Source organism: Marinobacterium rhizophilum DSM 18822, from assembly GCF_000378045.1.
Taxonomy (GTDB): Bacteria; Pseudomonadota; Gammaproteobacteria; order Pseudomonadales; family Balneatricaceae; genus Marinobacterium_A; species Marinobacterium_A rhizophilum.
Window position 1 is genome coordinate 58,761 of record NZ_KB899102.1, and the last position, 16,763, is coordinate 75,523.

Consider the following 16,763-nt stretch of genomic DNA (forward strand, 5'->3'; position numbering starts at 1 on the left):
CTATGTCTCACCACGGTGAATATCACCTGAGCGGATGGCGCAGCGCGCTGGCCGGCTCGCAAATGCTGTTTGTTGCCTTCGGTGCCCTGGTGCTGGTGCCGCTGCTGACCGGCCTGAATCCGAGCGTCGCACTCTTTACGGCCGGTGCAGGCACCTTGCTGTTTCAGGTGGCGACCAAGCGCACGGTACCGGTTTTCCTGGCCTCGTCCTTCGCCTTTATTGCGCCCATCATCTACGGTGTCCAGACTTGGGGCATTCCCGCCACCATGGGTGGACTCATGGCGGCAGGGCTGCTTTACCTGCTGTTGTCGCTGGCAGTGAAACTTCGCGGCGCGGGCTTCATCCACAGGCTGATGCCGCCGGTCGTGACAGGCCCCATCATTATGGTGATTGGCCTGGGACTGGCGCCGGTGGCGGTCAATATGGCGATGGGCAAAAGTGGCGATGGCAGTATCGAGCTGTTCCCGTACGCTGATGCGATGGTCGTGTCCATGGCGGCGCTGGTGTCCACCCTGGTGGTGGCGGTGTTCGCCCATGGCATCTTTCGCCTGGTACCCATTCTCTCCGGCGTGCTGGTCGGGTACCTGCTGGCCAACCTGATGGGAATGGTGGACTACGCCGCGGTGCAACAGGCGGCCTGGTTCTCGGTGCCGGCCTTTGTGAGCCCGGAGTTCCACTGGCAGGCCATTCTGTTCATGCTGCCGGTGGCCATTGCGCCCGCGATCGAGCATGTGGGTGATGTGCTGGCCATCAGCAGTGTTACCGGCAAGGACTACCTGAAAAAGCCCGGCCTGCATCGTACGCTGCTGGGAGATGGCCTGGCGACATCCGCCGCGGCGATGCTCGGCGGGCCGCCTAACACGACGTACTCCGAAGTGACCGGTGCGGTGATGCTGACACGGGCATTCAACCCGGTGATCATGACCTGGGCGGCGCTGTTTGCGATTGCGCTGGCCTTTGTCGCCAAGATCGGCATTCTGCTGCAGACCATCCCGACGCCGGTGATGGGCGGTATTCTGATCCTGTTGTTTGGCTCCATCGCGGCGGTGGGCATGAATACACTGATCAAGGCCCGGGTCGATCTGGGTGAGCAGCGCAATCTGGTGATCGTCGCCACGGTGCTGGTGTTCGGTATCGGTGGCATGGTTGTCGGGCAGGGTGAAATGAGCCTGCAGGGTGTCGCGCTGAGCGGTTTTGCCGCCATCATCCTTAACCTGATACTGCCGCGCGTGGCGGCGGAGCCGGACGATCTGGAGGCGGAAAAAGCGGTGGTGGACGACCTGCTGGAGCACAGCCGCTAACCACTCTTTTCGGTAAATGTGGCGCGCGCGGGCTGGCAGGCAGGGCTAAGGCGCCGACTTGACGCTATGGGCGCAAGCCGGTAACGTAGCCAGCCGCGCGTTGTGCACATGCAAAAACAGCAGCTCCAGCGTTGGCCGGGGCCGCTTTTCAGTACGCTTTGTGCCGTGTACAGGTGGCCCTGTTCAGGCCGCAAATCGCAAGCCCCGCCGGCCTGGCCGGTATGTTTGGCGCCCCTCATTAATTCTCCGGTAACAGCATAGCGGTGCTGTACCGAAACTCGATGACCTGACGGATAACGGATGATTAACTCTTTGCAACGCCACTGGCTCTCCAACACGCGTGGCGACCTGTTGGCTGGTGCCGTGGTGGCGTTGGCCCTGATTCCCGAGGCGATTGCCTTTTCAATCATTGCCGGTGTGGATCCAAAGGTGGGCCTGTACGCCTCCTTCTGCATTGCCGTGGTGATTGCCTTTGTGGGTGGCCGCCCCGGCATGATCTCGGCGGCGACCGGCGCCATGGCGCTGCTGATGGTAACCCTGGTGCGTGAGCACGGCCTCGAATACCTGCTGGCCGCATCGTTACTGACCGGGGTGCTGCAGATCGGTGCCGGTTACCTGAAACTCGGCAGCCTGATGCGTTTCGTGTCCCGCTCGGTGGTGACCGGCTTTGTCAATGCGCTGGCGATTCTGATCTTTATGGCGCAGTTGCCGGAGCTGATTGACGTGACCTGGCATGTCTATGCCATGACCGCCGCCGGCCTGGGTATCATCTACCTGTTTCCCTATATCACCCGGGCGATACCGTCCCCGCTGGTGTGCATCCTGACGCTGACTGGCGTCTCGATGTACCTGGGGCTGGATATCCGTACTGTCGGCGACATGGGGGAACTGCCGGATACCCTGCCGGTGTTCCTGTGGCCTGATGTGCCGCTGAATTTTGAAACCCTGCAGATTATTTTCCCCTATGCGGCCGCCATGGCGGTGGTGGGGCTGCTGGAATCCATGATGACCGCCACCATCGTGGATGACCTGACCGATACCTCCAGCGACAAGAATCGCGAGTGCAAGGGGCAGGGCATTTCCAACATTGCCTCCAGCCTGCTCGGCGGCATGGCCGGCTGTGCCATGATCGGCCAGTCCGTGATCAACGTTAAATCCGGTGGCCGTACTCGCCTGTCGACCCTCACGGCCGGCCTGCTGCTGCTGATCATGGTGGTGTTTCTCGATGAGTGGGTGGCGCAGATTCCCATGGCGGCCCTGGTCGCGGTGATGATCATGGTATCCATCGGTACCTTCAGCTGGGATTCGATTCGCAATCTGAAACAGCATCCGCTGTCGACCAATCTGGTCATGCTGGCGACCGTGGTGGTGGTGGTCTTTACCCACAACCTGGCCTACGGTGTCTTTGTGGGGGTGCTGCTGGCCGCGATGTTCTTCGCCAGCAAGGTTGGGCATTACATGCGGGTGGATACCCATCTGGACGAAGCCCAGTCGCTGCGCGAGTATCGGGTGTCGGGGCAGGTGTTTTTCGCCTCGGCGGACAAGTTCATTAGCGCCTTTGATTTCAAGGAAGTGCTGGACAAGGTGGTCATCGACGTCAGCCATGCGCATTTCTGGGATATCACCGCCGTATCCTCGCTGGACAAGGTGGTGCTCAAGTTCCGTCGCGAAGGGACCGAGGTTGAGGTCCGCGGGCTGAATGAAGCGAGCGCGACCATTGTTGACCGCTTCGGCCAGTACGACAAGCCGGGCAATGTGGACGAGCTGATCGGTCACTGATCCCGGGGCCGTGACCGTTCGGCTTGAATGACGTAACAACCAGATAGCGGGGGCTTTTCTGGCCCCTCAGGCATGTTATGGTTGACCCCTGCGGCCTGCAGGGCGCTGCCAGCGCAGATTGGTCCCGTCTAACGCTGTACAGGGAGAGTGATCGTCCATGAATAAAGTATTTGCCTGTATTGGCGCCATGCAGTCTTCGGCCGCCGTGTGCGACAGTGCCAGCTGGGCCAGCAAGCGCCTGGACGCGCCGCTGGTGCTGCTGCATGTGCTGGATCGCAGCGACCATGTGACCGAGGTGGATCTGAGCGGCAACATCGGTCTGGGCAGTCGCGAGCACCTGCTGGACGAGCTGGCCACACTGGATGAAAAGCGCGGTCGCCTGGCGATCGAGGCTGGCAAGGCCATGCTGGATGCGGCCGCCGAGCGGGCCCGCAACAGTGGCGTCGAAGCGCCCGCACAGATGCAGCGCCACGGAGACCTGGCCGAAAGCCTGGGCGAACTGGAGGCGGACATCCGCCTGCTGGTGCTGGGGCTGCACAGTACTCACAGCCATCGTCCCGGCATGCCGGTGGGGGGGCATGTCGAGAGCGTGATTCGTACCATGCACCGGCCCATTCTGGTGATTCCGGGTGAGTTTCAGCCGCCGCGAAGCCTGATGCTGGCATTTGATGGCAGCGCCACGACGCTCAAGGGTGTCGAGATGCTGGCGGCCAGCCCGCTGTTTCGGGGCCTGCCTTGCCATCTGGTTATGGTGGGGGCTGATACGGCAGAACATCGCGCGGCACTGGATGGCGCGCGCAAGACGCTGGAGAAGGCCGGTTTTGATGTGATTGCAGTGTTGAAAAGCGGTGATGTTGAGCCTGTGCTGCATGCTTACCAGGCAGAAAATGGCATCGATCTGATGGTGATGGGGGCCTACGGTCACTCCCGTATTCGCCAGCTGCTGGTCGGCAGTACGACCCGCAATATGCTGAACAATACCCGCACACCGTTACTGTTACTGCGTTAACGCCTTAATCTGCGGCCTTTCGCGCCGGGGTCCTGCAAAGGCCCCGGCGTTTTCAATTGTGTGGCCTGAGACGCTGCGCTCAGCTGTCCGTATCCGAGTAGTTCCACAGGTTGATGATCTCCTCATTGGAATATCCGGAGACAAAGTGGTGCTGTGAGCTGGTGTTCGGGTCGTAGATATGGCGGCTGTGGGTACCGATATTGGTTCCGTAGACGTGGATGCTGATGGAGGGAGCGTCGTTCAAGCCGTTGGATACGCGATGTATATCGCCGATGCGCGGAGATACGAGATCAATGCTGCCGGGGTGCAGCTCGTGAGTGCCTAGCGCCAGCAGTTTGCCCGTCTGGGGGTCAGGTGCGAATTCTTCGCAGCGCTCCAGGCCGCGTAGCACGCCAATAATGCCCCAAACGCCGTGATCGTGTATCGGGGTACTTTGGCCGGGGCCCCACACAAAGCTCACAATCGAAAAACGCTCAAGTGGATCGCAATGCAACAGGTACTGGCGATATTCGGTGAGCCCTGGCTGACTGTACGCCTCCGGAAGCCAGTCGTCGTGACGTATCAGGTCGGCGAGCAGCACCTCCCCCGAATCCATGACACGCGCCTGGTCATCGGCGGCTTCATCGATGAGGCGGGTGAAGGCCTGAACAAAATCACGCAGGCGGGCGATGTTTTGCATAGTGGTCTCCTCGAAATTTGCTGACAGCCCTTTAAGCGTATCAGACGCTGCCAACCTTGGCGTATTCGTGCCGGCGGTTAATTTGCGCTTTCTGCTACCTGCCGGAGCGCCTGTACGCTATCTCAGCGTTGGTGGTGCTGTTGAGCATCGACTTGCGGCCAATCCTGCGTTAGGCCCTGAGGTTTAGAATGATATCGAAGCGGGCATCCAGCTCCCCCAGCGATGAGTCGGGTCTGGGGCGAAAATCCACCAGAACACGCTCGCGCAGTTGACGGTCACGGATGCTGTTGAGCACGGCATCCCGGGCGTTGCCGGGCTCGCCCCGGATATAGCACTGTGTGGTCCAGCGTTGCCGGCCCGGGGGCGTAACGGCGAGATGAATATGGGGTGTCCGACCGGGGTAGGGTACGGGGCGCACGGTGCGAAAGTAATAGTCGCCGCTGGATGACGTCTCGAAGCGGCCGTATCCCTGGAAATGCGGGTCGCGTCGTGCCGCGCCGCCGCTGCGAGGGTGCAGATAGACACCGTTGGCATCCACCTGCCAGATTTCCACCAGGGCGTTGCGTACCGGCTCGCCCGACAGGCTCAGGATCCGCCCGCGCAGGTGCGTGATAATGCCACTGGCCGGTGTCAGGCTGTCACTGAGGATAATCAGGTCGTTATCCTGTTCCAGTGGCAGCGGGTCGGGATAGAAGGGACCCGCGGTCTGACGGGGTGTTGGGTCGAGCCGGTCGGCATAGGCGCCGGGGACCCTCAACCAGGCGGGAAGGGCTATAAGTCCCAATCCGCTGGCCAGATGGCGCAATACTTCGCGTCGCTCGATGGGGGCTCTGGGCATGACGGTTCCTGCAATGATTCCGGCATTTACAGCATAGTCGGTGCAGCCCCCTATAATAAGTGCGGTGGCAGGATGCGAATGGCTATGACGGAACTGGTAATACGGGCGGATGGTATTTGTAAGCATTACGGTCGCGGGGATACCCGGGTCGAGGTGCTGCGCGGGCTGTCGTTTGAGCTTGCGGCGGGCGAGTCCGTGGCCATTATGGGGCCGTCTGGATGTGGCAAGTCGACCCTGCTTAATCTGCTTAACGGCCTGATGCGGCCCGATCGGGGTTGCCTGGAGGTTTTTGGTCAGGCCTGCCAGGGGCTCAGCGACAACGACTGGGCACGTCTGCGTCGCAGCCGTATTGCCACCCTGTTTCAGGATGGCAACCTGATTCCAACCCTCAATGTCTCACGCAATATTGTTTTTCGGGCGGGGCTGGCAGGTCTTGCGGTTGAGCCACTCGAGTTGCTGCAGGCGCTGGGCATCGCCGAGGTGGCGCAGCGTTACCCCGATCAGCTGTCGGGGGGGCAACGTCAGCGTGCGGCGCTTGCCTGTGCATTTGCCATGCAGCCGGAGCTGATGCTGGCCGACGAGCCTACCGGCAGCCTGGATCAGGCCAGCGCGCGGCGGGTGATGCCGCTGTTCTTCGAGGCAATGCACGAGCGCCGCCTGACGTCCCTGATCGTGACCCATAATCCGGCGCTGGCGCAGTGCTGTGATCGAGTGCTGGAGCTGAGTAATGGTGAGTTGCGGCCATGAACCTGGGCCGCGTGTATCTGAGCCATTATCAGCGCCATCCTGGCCAGCTGGTCGGTCTGCTATTGATTCTGGCCTGTGCCGCGATGCTCTGGAGTGGCGTGCAATCGCTCACCAGTCGTGGGGCTGCCTCCATCGAAGCCTCTTTGCAGGCTCAGGTACCGGTGCTATCGGTGCGACGTCAGGATGGCGGTCCGCTCCGGGTTGACGATTTTGCGCGCCTGCGCCGAGCGGGCTTTTGCATCACGCCGAGGCTGGATCTGCAGCTGGCCGAACCGCAGGCTGCCCGTCGCATGTCGACCTCCGATGATCGGCAGCCAGCGCTGCGCCTGCTGGGTCTCGATCCGCTCACGGCGAGTTGCCTGCCTGTGCCGCCGGGCATGGATGCGGCTTCTGAGCACCTTGCGCAGCAGCTGTCCGAACCCGCGCCAGGCGGCGCGGCTGCGCAGTCCGGCGGGGCAATAATGGGGCTGTGGGGGACGCTGCCGGCCCTGCAACGCTGGCGGGATTGGATGCCCGCGATGCCCGCTGAATATTCTCTGCACGACGTGCCCGAGCTGCCGGCCAACCTGCTGGTCGGTGATATTGCCACCATTGCGAGCCTTGCCGGATCGCTTGGCCGTGAGGCCCGGCTCGAGCTGCTGATGCCGGCGCCCCTGGCCCAGGCTTTACCCACGGAGTACGAGGCGACGCTGTACGACTACGGCGTTTCGTCAGTCCCCCTGGCACACAGTTTTTTGCTCAGTCTGGAGGCGCTCGGCTGGCTGGCACTGCTGGTGGCTGCGCTACTGGTACGGGCGGTTTATTTGTTTGCCATGGCACAGCGCATGAACAGCCTGGAGATACTTTATCGGCAGGGTGTTGAGCTGTGGCGGTTGCGGTTGTACCTGCTGCTGGAAATGCTGCTGCTCTGTGTCATCGGTGGTGCCCTGGGCGTATGGTTCGGGCATGGCCTCGCCGGGCTGCTGGCCGATGGCTTTCGTGCCACGCTGGCGGGGTTGTTCAGTGTCCAGGGGCTGGGGGCTGGCTTGTCTGCAGGTGCCCTCTGGTTACGGGCCGCGATTATATTGCTGGTGCTGCTGGGCTGGGCCTGCAGCGATATTTTTATGCTGCGTGCTGGCGTAAGGCCGGCATCGTCAAGCAGCGCCGAGAGCCCCTGGGGCTGGCTGGCCGGTGTGCTGCTGATGCAGGCGGGTGTTTTGGGCCTGATGCTGGATCTGAACACGCCCCTGTGGCTGATCTTTATTGCCACGGGCGCCTGTTTGCTCGGCGCGGGCCTGCTATTGCCCCGTTTGGTCAGCGGGCTGTTGCAGGGGCTGTTGGTCCTGTTAGAGCGCGGCAGTGGCCGTCGCCCTTTGCTGGAATGGTCCTGCTCGGAAATGCAGGCGCTGTGTCGATTGCTGCGCCTGCCATTACTGGCGCTGGCGTTCTCCATTGCTTCGGCCATCGGTATTCAGGCCATGGTGACGGGCTTTGAAAGCACCTTTGTGCGCTGGCTTGATCAGCGATTGCAGGGGGAGCTTTACCTGGATCCCGGGCGGCCGGTTCGGCTGCAGGACTGGGTTGCACCGCTGCAGGCCCTGCCGCATGTGGAGTCGGTGCTGCCACGGGTGCGCGGGCAGGCACTGGTGGAGCAGCAGGCGGTGGATGTGCTGGGTGTGGATCCACAGTCCGATCTGGTTTCGGACTGGGAATTCCTGCAGGCAGAACCGCAGCCCTGGCGGGCGCTGCAGGGGCAGGGCGTGCTGGTGAATGAGCAGCTGGCACGGCGCCAGCGACTCAAGTTGGGAGACTGGATCACCGTGCGTCTTGGCGCGCTGGAAAAACTCTATCGGGTCGTGGCCATCTATGCCGACTATGGGCGGCCAAACGGCGAAATCCTGCTGGCGATCAGCCATCTGCCCCAGGCGCTGCCCGGTCGTTACACTACGTTCGTGCTGGGACTCACGCCGGGCGCGAGGCCCGACTGGCAGCACTGGACGCAGCAACATGCCTGGCTTGCAGGCAGTCGGCTGCGTGACCAGGCTTCACTCAAGTCCGCTGCCCGGGCGGTGTTTGGCCGTACGTTCAGTATTACGGGTGCGCTCAGCGGGTTGACGCTGTTGCTCTCCGGCGTTGCGCTGGGGCTGATGGCGCTAGCCTTGTTTCGACTGCGTCAGCGCCTCTACACGCTGATCCATGTCTGTGGTTTGACCCGTACTGAGCTGCGCTGGCGCCTGTGTGCCCATGCCATGCTGCTCACCACTGGGCTGGCAGTACTGGCAACGCCGCTGGGCGTTTTTTTGTCCTGGGTGCTGGTTGCCCGTGTCAATCCGGTTGCCTTTGGCTGGGCGCTGCCGTTCAGCCTTTATCCGGCGTACTGGCTGCAGGTCTGGCTGGCGTGCCTGCTGGTCGGCGCGGTCACCGGATTGGTGATGGCAAATCCGGTACGGCTGGAGACGCTCAAGAATGACTAACCGCAGCGCCACGGGGCGAGCGAATCGATGCGGTGTTACTGGGGCGCAGACGCGCATGCCACGATGGCCATCGGACGTCAGGTACGTGCTGGGTCTGCTGGCGCTGTGGCTGGCCGGCTGTGGGCCTTCGGCACCACCGCCGGCCGCTGACCTGCTGGGAGGGCCGCCTGCGCAGGCAAGCGGCTTTGCGCAGGCAAACGGCTTTGCGCAGGCGCGACCGGGGATGGAGATTTCATTGCCCCGCGATTTGGGCAGCCATTTGGACTATCGGCTGGAATGGTGGTATCTGACTGCCAATCTGCACAGCGCAGAGGGGGAGGCCTTTGGCGTGCAGTGGACGTTGTTTCGCTTCGGTCTGCACGCGTACCAGGATGCCGCGCGTCCCGCCGGCTGGTACCGGGATGACGTCTGGCTTGCCCACGCAGCGCTGAGCCGGCCCGGGCAGCATCGCTTCGCCTCAAAGTGGGCCCGCGGCGGCACGGGCCAGGCTGGCGTTACGCTGGCGCCCTTTTCTGCCTGGATCGATGACTGGCAACTGGGTGCGGATCTGCCGAGTCAGGATCCGCGTGTTGACCGCCAGCAAGGGGACAGCGGTTCGGGTGACTGGCTGCTGCAGGCCCGGGCCGACAACTTTGCCTTTCGCCTGCAGGCGACACCGTCGTTGCCACCGGTACGTCACGGCGCTGATGGCTTTAGCGCCAAGTCATCCAAGGGGGGCGGTTCGATGTATTTCAGTTTTCCGGCGCTGATCATGCGTGGTCAGGTCACTCTGGATGGAGTGACCCACGACGTCAGTGGCCAGGGCTGGTTCGATCGGGAATGGAGCAGTCAGTTGTTGCAGCCCGATCAGCAGGGCTGGGACTGGCTGGCGCTGCATCTTGACGACGGCCGCCGGCTGATGCTGTTCCGGGTGCGGGGCGCTAGCCCGTTTTACGCCGCCAGCCTGATTCAGGCCAGCGGCAGCAGCAAGGCGCTGAACCCCGACGAGTTCAGTCTGCAGCCGCTGGCGTATCGCGACAGCCAGCACGGCCGGGTGCCGGTGCGCTGGCAGGTGACGGTTCCCGCGCAGGGGATTGCGCTCGAGGTCAGCGCCTGGCCAGGCGAGTACTGGAACCCGGGCCGGTTACGCTACTGGGAGGGACCGGTGGACGTCAGCGGCACTCATCACGGCGAAGGCTATCTGGAAATGACCGGTTATGGCGACTGAGGCTGCGCCCGGCGGTGGCTTCAGGTTATGCTTGCGAGCTTGACTGCCCATCCTGTGCCGAGACCGGTTTCCCATGGCGCTATTTCTGCAACTTGGCTGGTTCTTTCGTGAACACTGGCGCACCTACGCCCTCGCGTTGCTGATGCTGGCGGGTGTCGCGGTATTGAACATGAGCGTGCCCTGGCTGATCGGCCGTGCCATCGATGCCTTGCTGCAGGCACCTGCAGCCGGCACACCGAGCATGCCCGCCAGCCACTATCTGCTGGCACTGACCGGGCTGGGTGTGGCCGTGTATCTGCTGCGCATGGGCTGGCGGTTGATTCTGTTTGGTACCTCCTACCGGCTCGGCAATCTGTTGCGGGCGCGTTTTTATCAGCGTCTGACGTGCCAGGGGCAGGCATTTTACAATGCCCACAATACCGGTGATCTGATGGCCCGCGCCACCAACGATATTGATGCCATCGAGCTTGCGGCTGGCGAGGGCGTTTTATCGGGCTTTGACGGTTTGCTGACACTCGTGCTGGTGCTGGTGATGATGTTTGTGGTGATCGACTGGCGCCTGGCACTGGTGGCCTTGGTGCCGTTTCCATTCATGGCCCTGGGGTTCTACCGTATTTCCAGCGCCGTGCATCACCATTTCCAGCAGGCGCTGGAGCAGTTTTCCCGTCTCAACGATCGCGCCCAGGAAGCACTGGCCGGTATTCGGCTGGTCAAGGCCATGGGGCGTGAGACGGTTGAAACCCGAGCCTTCTGCAGCATCGCCGAAGAAGCGGCGGCGAGCAACTTCAGGGTTGCGCGCAGCGAGGCGCTGTATGAGCCGGTAATCTTTCTGAGCATGGCCGCGGCGCTGGCGCTGAGTGTGGGGTTTGGCGCCTGGCTGATTGTGCAGCAGGCGCTGACGGTCGGGGCCCTGGCCAGCTTTATCATGTACCTGGGGCAACTGATCTGGCCGATGTTTGCCTTTGGCTGGCTGCTCAATATCGTCGAGCGCGGCAGTGCGGCCTTCAAGCGGGTGGACAGCCTGCTGCAGTTGCCGGACAGTATCGAGGCGAGCGGCACCTTGCAGCCCAAAGGCACCGCTATTCGGTTGCAGGGACTTGGCTTCACCTACCCCGACAGCCCGACGCCCGCGTTGCAGCAACTTGATCTGCAGCTGGAAGCGGGGCAGGTGCTTGGGGTCGTGGGTCCGACCGGCGCCGGCAAGAGCACACTGATCCAGCTGATGATGCGCTACTGGGATGCACAACATGGCGTGATCGAGCTCGGGGGTGTGCCACTTTCGCAGCTCTCGCTGACGGCGGTGCGCGGCACCTTCGCCTATGTGCCGCAGGATGCCTTCCTGTTCAGCCTCAGCATTGGCGACAACATTGCGCTGTCGCGGCCCGACGCCAGCCAGGCCGATATCGAAGCGGCAGCGCGTATCGCGTCGGTACACGACGATATTATGGGCTTTGCGCAGGGCTATGACACCCCGGTGGGGGAACGCGGCGTTACGCTGTCGGGCGGCCAGCGGCAGCGCCTGGCGATCGCCCGGGCGCTGCTGACCCGGGCGCCCGTGCTGGTACTGGACGATGCGCTGTCGGCGGTGGATGTGCATACCGAGGGGCGCATTCTGGCGCACCTGCGCCGCAATGTCGGCGGCCAGAGCTGCATCATCATCAGTCATCGCCTGTCTGCCGTGCAGCATGCAGATCAAATCCTGGTGCTGTCGCACGGAATAGTCGCCGAGCGGGGTGATCATGCAGAACTGCTGGCCCGTGATGGCTGGTACAGCCGCATGTACGCCTATCAGCAGCTTGAGGCGTCGCTGGATGCCAGGGATCGGGAGGTCAGCGCATGAGGGCGTCGTCACAGAGCACGGCCGCGCCAGTGTCGGACAGACGTGGCGCCTTTCGCCTGCTGAGTGACTATGTGGTCCGGGACAAGCCGCTGCTGATAAAGGCGCTGTTGTTACTGCTGTTGGCGACGGCAGCGGATGTGGCCGGCCCCATCCTGTTGAAAGTCTTTATCGATGACCATTTGCTGGTGGAGAACTTCGAGCTGCGGGCGCTGCTTGTGTTGCTGCTGAGCTATTTGCTGAGTCAGGTTGCGGCGGCCTGGCTGCGCTACCAGCAGACACTGCGCTTTTGCGATATGGCGCTGGCAGCCGTGCTGGATATCCGTGAGCGGGTGTTCGCCCACGTGCTGCGTCTGCCCATGGCCTTCTATGACCGGGCCATCACTGGCCAGCTGGTGAGCCGCATTACCAACGATACCGAGGCCATCAAGGATCTGTATGTGCAGTTCCTGTCGGTGGTGCTGACCAACGTGATTCTGCTGGCGGGCATCATTGTCGCGATGGGGCTGCTCAATGTGCAGCTGATGCTGATTGCACTGACCCTGGTGCCGACGGTGGTGGCGGTGATTTACCTCTATCAGCGCTTCAGTGGTGCGGCGGTGGGGCAAACACGGCAGCTCCGATCCGAGATCAATGCCAGCATCAGCGAGTCCATTGCCGGCATGGCGGTGATTCAGGCGGGCAATCAGCAACGGCGCTTCACGCAGCAGTTCGAGGGCCTGAACAACCAGTACTACCGCGCCCGCATGCGTACCGTGCGGGCGGGTGCCCTGCTGCTGCGCCCGGCGATCGATCTGCTCAGTGTGCTGGTGCTGGTCGGCGTTGTCTGGGGCTTTGGTCTGCAGCAGGTCAACGGCGTTGCCGAGATCGGCGTGCTCTATGCGTTTCTCAATTACCTGAGCCGCTTCACCGAACCGCTGGCCGAAATAACCCAGCGTTTCAATTTGTATCAGCAGGCCATGGTCGCGGGCAGCCGTGTGCATCAGCTGATACTTGAAAGCGAGCAGCAATATCAGGCCGGTACTGCGCGGATCAGCGCAGGCGCCATCAGCATTCGAGATCTGGCGTTTCATTATCAGCCAGGCAAACCCGTGCTCAGGGGGCTTGCATTGCAGGTGCCGGCCGGCGGCTTCTATGCCGTGGTGGGGCATACCGGCAGCGGCAAAAGCACACTGCTGAATCTGCTGCTGAATTTCTATACACCCAGTGGCGGTGAAATTCGTATCGACGATCAGCCGCTGTCCGCATTGAGCCACGGTGCCCTGCGTGCGGGAATCGGCCTGATTCCGCAGGAGCCCTTTGTGCTGGCCGCCAGCATCTATGACAACATCGACATGGGGCGGAATCTGGACCCTGCGGCCATTGAACGGGCCGCGCGCCAGGCGCACCTGCATGGCGTGATTAGTGGCATGGAGCAGGGTTACCAGACCTTGCTGGGTGAGCGCGGCACCAGGTTGTCGACGGGCCAGCGTCAGCAGCTGATTATTGCACGGGCATTGGCCGCCTCGCCGCGCATTCTGCTGCTCGATGAGGCCACGGCCAATGTTGACAGTGAAACCGAGCAGGTGGTGCAGCGGGCACTGAGCGAGCTGCACGGCCGGGTGACTCTGATCGTTGTCGCCCATCGTTTGTCCACGATTCGCCACGCCGACCGCATTCTGGTGCTGTCCCACGGCGAGATCGCCGAGGCCGGCACCCACGCCGACCTGCTGGCCCGGCCCGACGGCCTGTACGGGTCCATGTACCGCTTGCAGCAACAGGCCCGGCGGGTGGAAGAAGCCGAAGATGTCTGATCGCCCAGGTGACTGCGAGTCCCTAGGAACCGGTATTACCTCGGCATCGGCGCGCCTTTGAGTATTGGCTAATCAGGCTTCATACAGTGGTGAGGCGGTGCGCAGCTCGCGCTCTGTCACCTGGCGCAGCGCAGCTCGGTCAGGCTCGAACTGCAGATCCTGTTCGGCGCGTGCGAGCGCAGAGCGGGCATGTTCCAGGCTGAGCTGGCGCATTTCAACGTGACCGGTGCGCGTGAGCGAATCAAAGGCTTTCTGAAGCCGTATGGCCACTTCAATATGGGTAGCGCCATCGCGTGCGATCGGGGTGAAGGCGTCGTCAAACAGGTCCTGCAATGCCAGTTCAGGCACCGCGACCCGGTCGTACAGGGTACCGCACTGGTCTTCCTTGTCGACAGGTTGTGCCCAGAGGGCGAACAGGCGTACCAGCGACCCAATCACATCAATGGCTGTACCGGGGTCATTCACTGCCGGCGACAGCGCTTTGCTGGCGATCTCGGCCAGTACGATCAGGCCAAAACGCGGGTCTTCATCAAAGGTACGTTTGGGATGAACCCGAAAGGTGCGGGCTACTTCGGCCAGGTCGCAGGGCTTGGCTGAACTGTTGCCTGCGCCGCTATCGACACCGGGGCCGCTGGATTGCGGGCAGCCAGTGGCAGGGTCTGGCGAGACATAGGCCAGCGCCCGACCGGGCCCGACAAAGCTGCCGGGCAGGCACTCCACGGTGATGCGCGTGTGTGATTTTTCGGCCAGGGTTTGCAGCGTCTCCAGGTCGACAATCTGGACATAACCGATCTGGCTGCCGAACACGGGTTGCGCGTCGGGCGAGCGTGGTGCCACGGATACGCCCCCGAGGGTGGGCGAGCAACGTCTGCGTTGCAGAGCTTTGGCGGCGGCCCGTTCTGACTTCTCGACGGTGCTGCCCAGGCGGCCAAGACGGGCGATTGAATCCACCCAGCGCACAAACGTGATGATGACAACGGCGAACACCAGCAGGGTCATGACAAAGAGGGTAAAGTGCCCTGCTTTGCCGTAGTAGCCATTTTGCAGTGCGATGAGCGCGACAATGCTGAAGATAAAGGCACCGATAAAGGCTGACAGCGCGTTCTGCGATTCATCATCCGATATCACCAGGGTAAAGGTTCGGGGTGTGGCGGTATTGCTGGCCGATGCATAGGCCGAGACCATGGACGCGACGGCGAAGGTGGCAATCACCATCATGCTTGACGAAATAATGCTGAGCAGCGTTTCAATGGACTCGGCTGAAATCGTTGGTACCAGGGCTGCAAGGCCGCTGTAGTCGGCCAGTTTGGCCAGAAAGACCCAGAGGATCGACAGGACGCAATTAAGCAGCGGCTTGACCCAGAGGCGCTCGCTGACGCGGTTGAGGAAAAATCTGAAGCGGTTATTCATTGCCAGTCATTTCGCAGACTCCGTGCGCGCCGTTGTGAAACACTGGCAAAGCGTAGCACTTTTGCGCAATTTTCCCCTGGCAGGTTTAATCGGTCTTGCTCGCCTCAACTGCCGGAATGGCCTTTAGGTAGGCCGCGATGGCTTTGCGATCGCTCGCCGCGAGTCTGGCTGTATTTTCCACCACGTCGGCCATCTCGCTGCCCACGACATCGTAGTCAGGGGTAAAACCGGATGACAGGTACTCGGCAATATCGGCTTCGCTCCAGTCACCAAGACCGGATCTGTGCGGGCTTATATTGGGAATGCTGCCATCGCCTTGCGGGTTGGCGCCACCGCCGAGCCACCGGCTATAGTCGGTCGCGCCGAAAACATTGCGGGGCGAGTGGCATTCACCGCAGTGACCCGGACCTTCCACCAGGTACTGGCCGCGGCGCAGCTCGCTATCGGCGTCGCCGAAATCGATTACACGTTCAGGCTGACTGTACAGGTATTTCCACAACCCGAGACCTCTGCGCAGAGAAAACGGAAAATCGAGCTCGTGCCTGTCATTGGGCCGGCTGACGGCCGGCTGCGTATCGATAAAGGCCTTGAGGTCTGCCACATCCTGCAGCGTCATGCGGTTGTAGGAGGTATAGGGGAAGGCGGGATAATAGTGTTCCCCGCGGGGGGAGACGCCTTTGAGCAACGCGGTGGCAAATTCGCTAGTCGACCAGGTGCCAATGCCGGTGGCCTTGTCGGGGGTGATATTGGGAGCAACAAAGGTGCCGAATGGGGTACGAAAGCGCTTGCCGCCACTGAGTGGGGGAATGGTATCGGTATTCGGCTCTTCGTAGTCCGGCGGCATATGGCAGGAGGCGCAGCCACCGATATGGAATACCTCGGCACCACGCTGAAGATCGCCCGGCACCGAGGCCAGCGCGTCCGCCGAAATGGCCGGTTGCGGCGCACTGATCATCCAGAGGCCGGCCGCAGCACCCGCCGTGGCTAAAGCGACCAGTTTAAAACACAGCTTCATCGTTACGCTCGTCCCTGGATTTCCCGGCGTCTGCAGCCAGGGAGCCTATGCATGAGTCCCGTTAAGAGCAGCTGGAACTTGTTCATAGGCTCCCTGGAAGGTAACAATGCCCGCGACCGCAGGTCGGGGTGGGCTGCTAGCTATCTTCTTTCTTGGCGCGGAAGTCCTGATGACAGCCTTTGCAGCCATCGCCTACTGCTTTCATACCGCCCCTGAGACTGGCCAGATCCTTGCCGGCAACCGTGGCAAAGGTTTCAAGTGCGGTGGTGAGATCAGTGTGTTTTTCAGATAATTTGGGCATTGTGGTCCAGATTTCCGGCAGGGCGCGGGTTGTATCCTCAAGGCCTGGGTCCACCTTGCTGCTACCCTGGGGCCACAGCCGGTCGCTGTTCATCTGCGCCAGTGCGAGCAGGTTTTGCGCGGCAGTGGCGGCGAGCTGTGCGTCGTATTCGGTGTTGCCCTTGGCCATCTCGCCAACGGTGCCCAGGTTAAAGGCATACAGGTGCATCAGTGATTGCCGGGCTTCAATGATCTTTTCTACATCCTGTGCAAAAGCGCCGCTGCTGCCCAGTGCTGATACAGTCACCAGTGTTGCGGCAATTCCCTTTAGCTTGATCATAAGCACTCTCCAGTGGTTGTCGGGGGGGCGAACCCCACCTTTTATAGCAGGGGCCAAATGACTTTGAAACAGGGGA

Annotated in this window: 13 protein-coding genes; 8 read left to right on the plus strand and 5 right to left on the minus strand. The window is 62.0% G+C overall.

The window, feature by feature from the left end; all coding sequences use genetic code 11:
- Positions 1 to 2: 2 nt before the first annotated feature.
- From F451_RS0115230 to F451_RS0115240, 3 genes are all read left to right on the plus strand, one after another.
- On the plus strand, positions 3 to 1,301 hold the full coding sequence (locus F451_RS0115230; protein WP_020682252.1) for a uracil-xanthine permease family protein: 1,299 nt from the start codon (positions 3 to 5) through the stop codon (positions 1,299 to 1,301).
- Between the two features lie 300 nt (positions 1,302 to 1,601).
- A complete protein-coding gene (locus F451_RS0115235) occupies positions 1,602 to 3,080 on the plus strand; it encodes a SulP family inorganic anion transporter (protein ID WP_020682253.1) in 1,479 nt (492 codons plus the stop codon).
- 157 nt (positions 3,081 to 3,237) lie between these two features.
- Positions 3,238 to 4,089, plus strand: coding sequence for a universal stress protein (locus F451_RS0115240; protein WP_020682254.1), 852 nt, complete (start codon positions 3,238 to 3,240; stop codon positions 4,087 to 4,089).
- A gap of 79 nt (positions 4,090 to 4,168) precedes the next feature.
- Here F451_RS0115240 and F451_RS0115245 read toward each other — a convergent pair whose 3' ends face one another.
- Together F451_RS0115245 and F451_RS0115250 are read right to left on the minus strand one after the other, a co-directional pair.
- Positions 4,169 to 4,768: a cysteine dioxygenase family protein gene (locus F451_RS0115245; protein ID WP_020682255.1), complete on the minus strand. Its 600-nt coding sequence runs from the start codon at positions 4,766 to 4,768 to the stop codon at positions 4,169 to 4,171.
- A gap of 169 nt (positions 4,769 to 4,937) precedes the next feature.
- Complete coding sequence (locus tag F451_RS0115250) at positions 4,938 to 5,606, minus strand: dioxygenase family protein (RefSeq protein ID WP_020682256.1); 669 nt, start codon at positions 5,604 to 5,606, stop codon at positions 4,938 to 4,940.
- A gap of 84 nt (positions 5,607 to 5,690) precedes the next feature.
- Between F451_RS0115250 and F451_RS0115255 the strand changes: the two genes are divergently transcribed.
- From F451_RS0115255 to F451_RS0115275, 5 genes are all read left to right on the plus strand, one after another.
- Positions 5,691 to 6,353 (plus strand): ABC transporter ATP-binding protein, encoded by a 663-nt coding sequence (locus tag F451_RS0115255; protein ID WP_020682257.1) that lies wholly within the window; start codon positions 5,691 to 5,693, stop codon positions 6,351 to 6,353.
- Positions 6,350 to 8,806 carry an ABC transporter permease gene (locus F451_RS0115260; protein ID WP_020682258.1) on the plus strand — a complete coding sequence of 819 codons (2,457 nt, stop codon included), beginning with the start codon at positions 6,350 to 6,352 and terminating at the stop codon, positions 8,804 to 8,806. Before F451_RS0115255 ends, F451_RS0115260 begins: the two co-directional genes overlap by 4 nt.
- A gap of 55 nt (positions 8,807 to 8,861) precedes the next feature.
- A complete protein-coding gene (locus F451_RS0115265) occupies positions 8,862 to 10,013 on the plus strand; it encodes a lipocalin-like domain-containing protein (protein ID WP_040879948.1) in 1,152 nt (383 codons plus the stop codon).
- Positions 10,014 to 10,086: 73 nt separating this feature from the next.
- Positions 10,087 to 11,853: an ABC transporter ATP-binding protein gene (locus F451_RS0115270; protein ID WP_020682260.1), complete on the plus strand. Its 1,767-nt coding sequence runs from the start codon at positions 10,087 to 10,089 to the stop codon at positions 11,851 to 11,853.
- On the plus strand, positions 11,850 to 13,643 hold the full coding sequence (locus F451_RS0115275) for an ABC transporter ATP-binding protein (protein WP_040879950.1): 1,794 nt from the start codon (positions 11,850 to 11,852) through the stop codon (positions 13,641 to 13,643). The genes F451_RS0115270 and F451_RS0115275 overlap by 4 nt, the downstream gene beginning before the upstream one ends.
- A 72-nt stretch (positions 13,644 to 13,715) precedes the next feature.
- Here the strand turns inward: F451_RS0115275 and F451_RS0115280 are convergent, their stop codons facing one another.
- The 3 genes from F451_RS0115280 to F451_RS0115290 form a co-directional block, all read right to left on the minus strand.
- Entirely contained in the window at positions 13,716 to 15,053 is a 1,338-nt protein-coding gene (locus tag F451_RS0115280) for a DUF2254 domain-containing protein (RefSeq protein ID WP_020682262.1), read from the minus strand.
- An 85-nt stretch (positions 15,054 to 15,138) separates the two neighbouring features.
- Positions 15,139 to 16,068, minus strand: a complete 930-nt coding sequence (locus tag F451_RS0115285) for a c-type cytochrome (RefSeq protein ID WP_020682263.1) — start codon at positions 16,066 to 16,068, stop codon at positions 15,139 to 15,141.
- 136 nt (positions 16,069 to 16,204) lie between these two features.
- Positions 16,205 to 16,687, minus strand: coding sequence for a c-type cytochrome (locus F451_RS0115290; RefSeq protein ID WP_020682264.1), 483 nt, complete (start codon positions 16,685 to 16,687; stop codon positions 16,205 to 16,207).
- Positions 16,688 to 16,763: the final 76 nt, after the last annotated feature.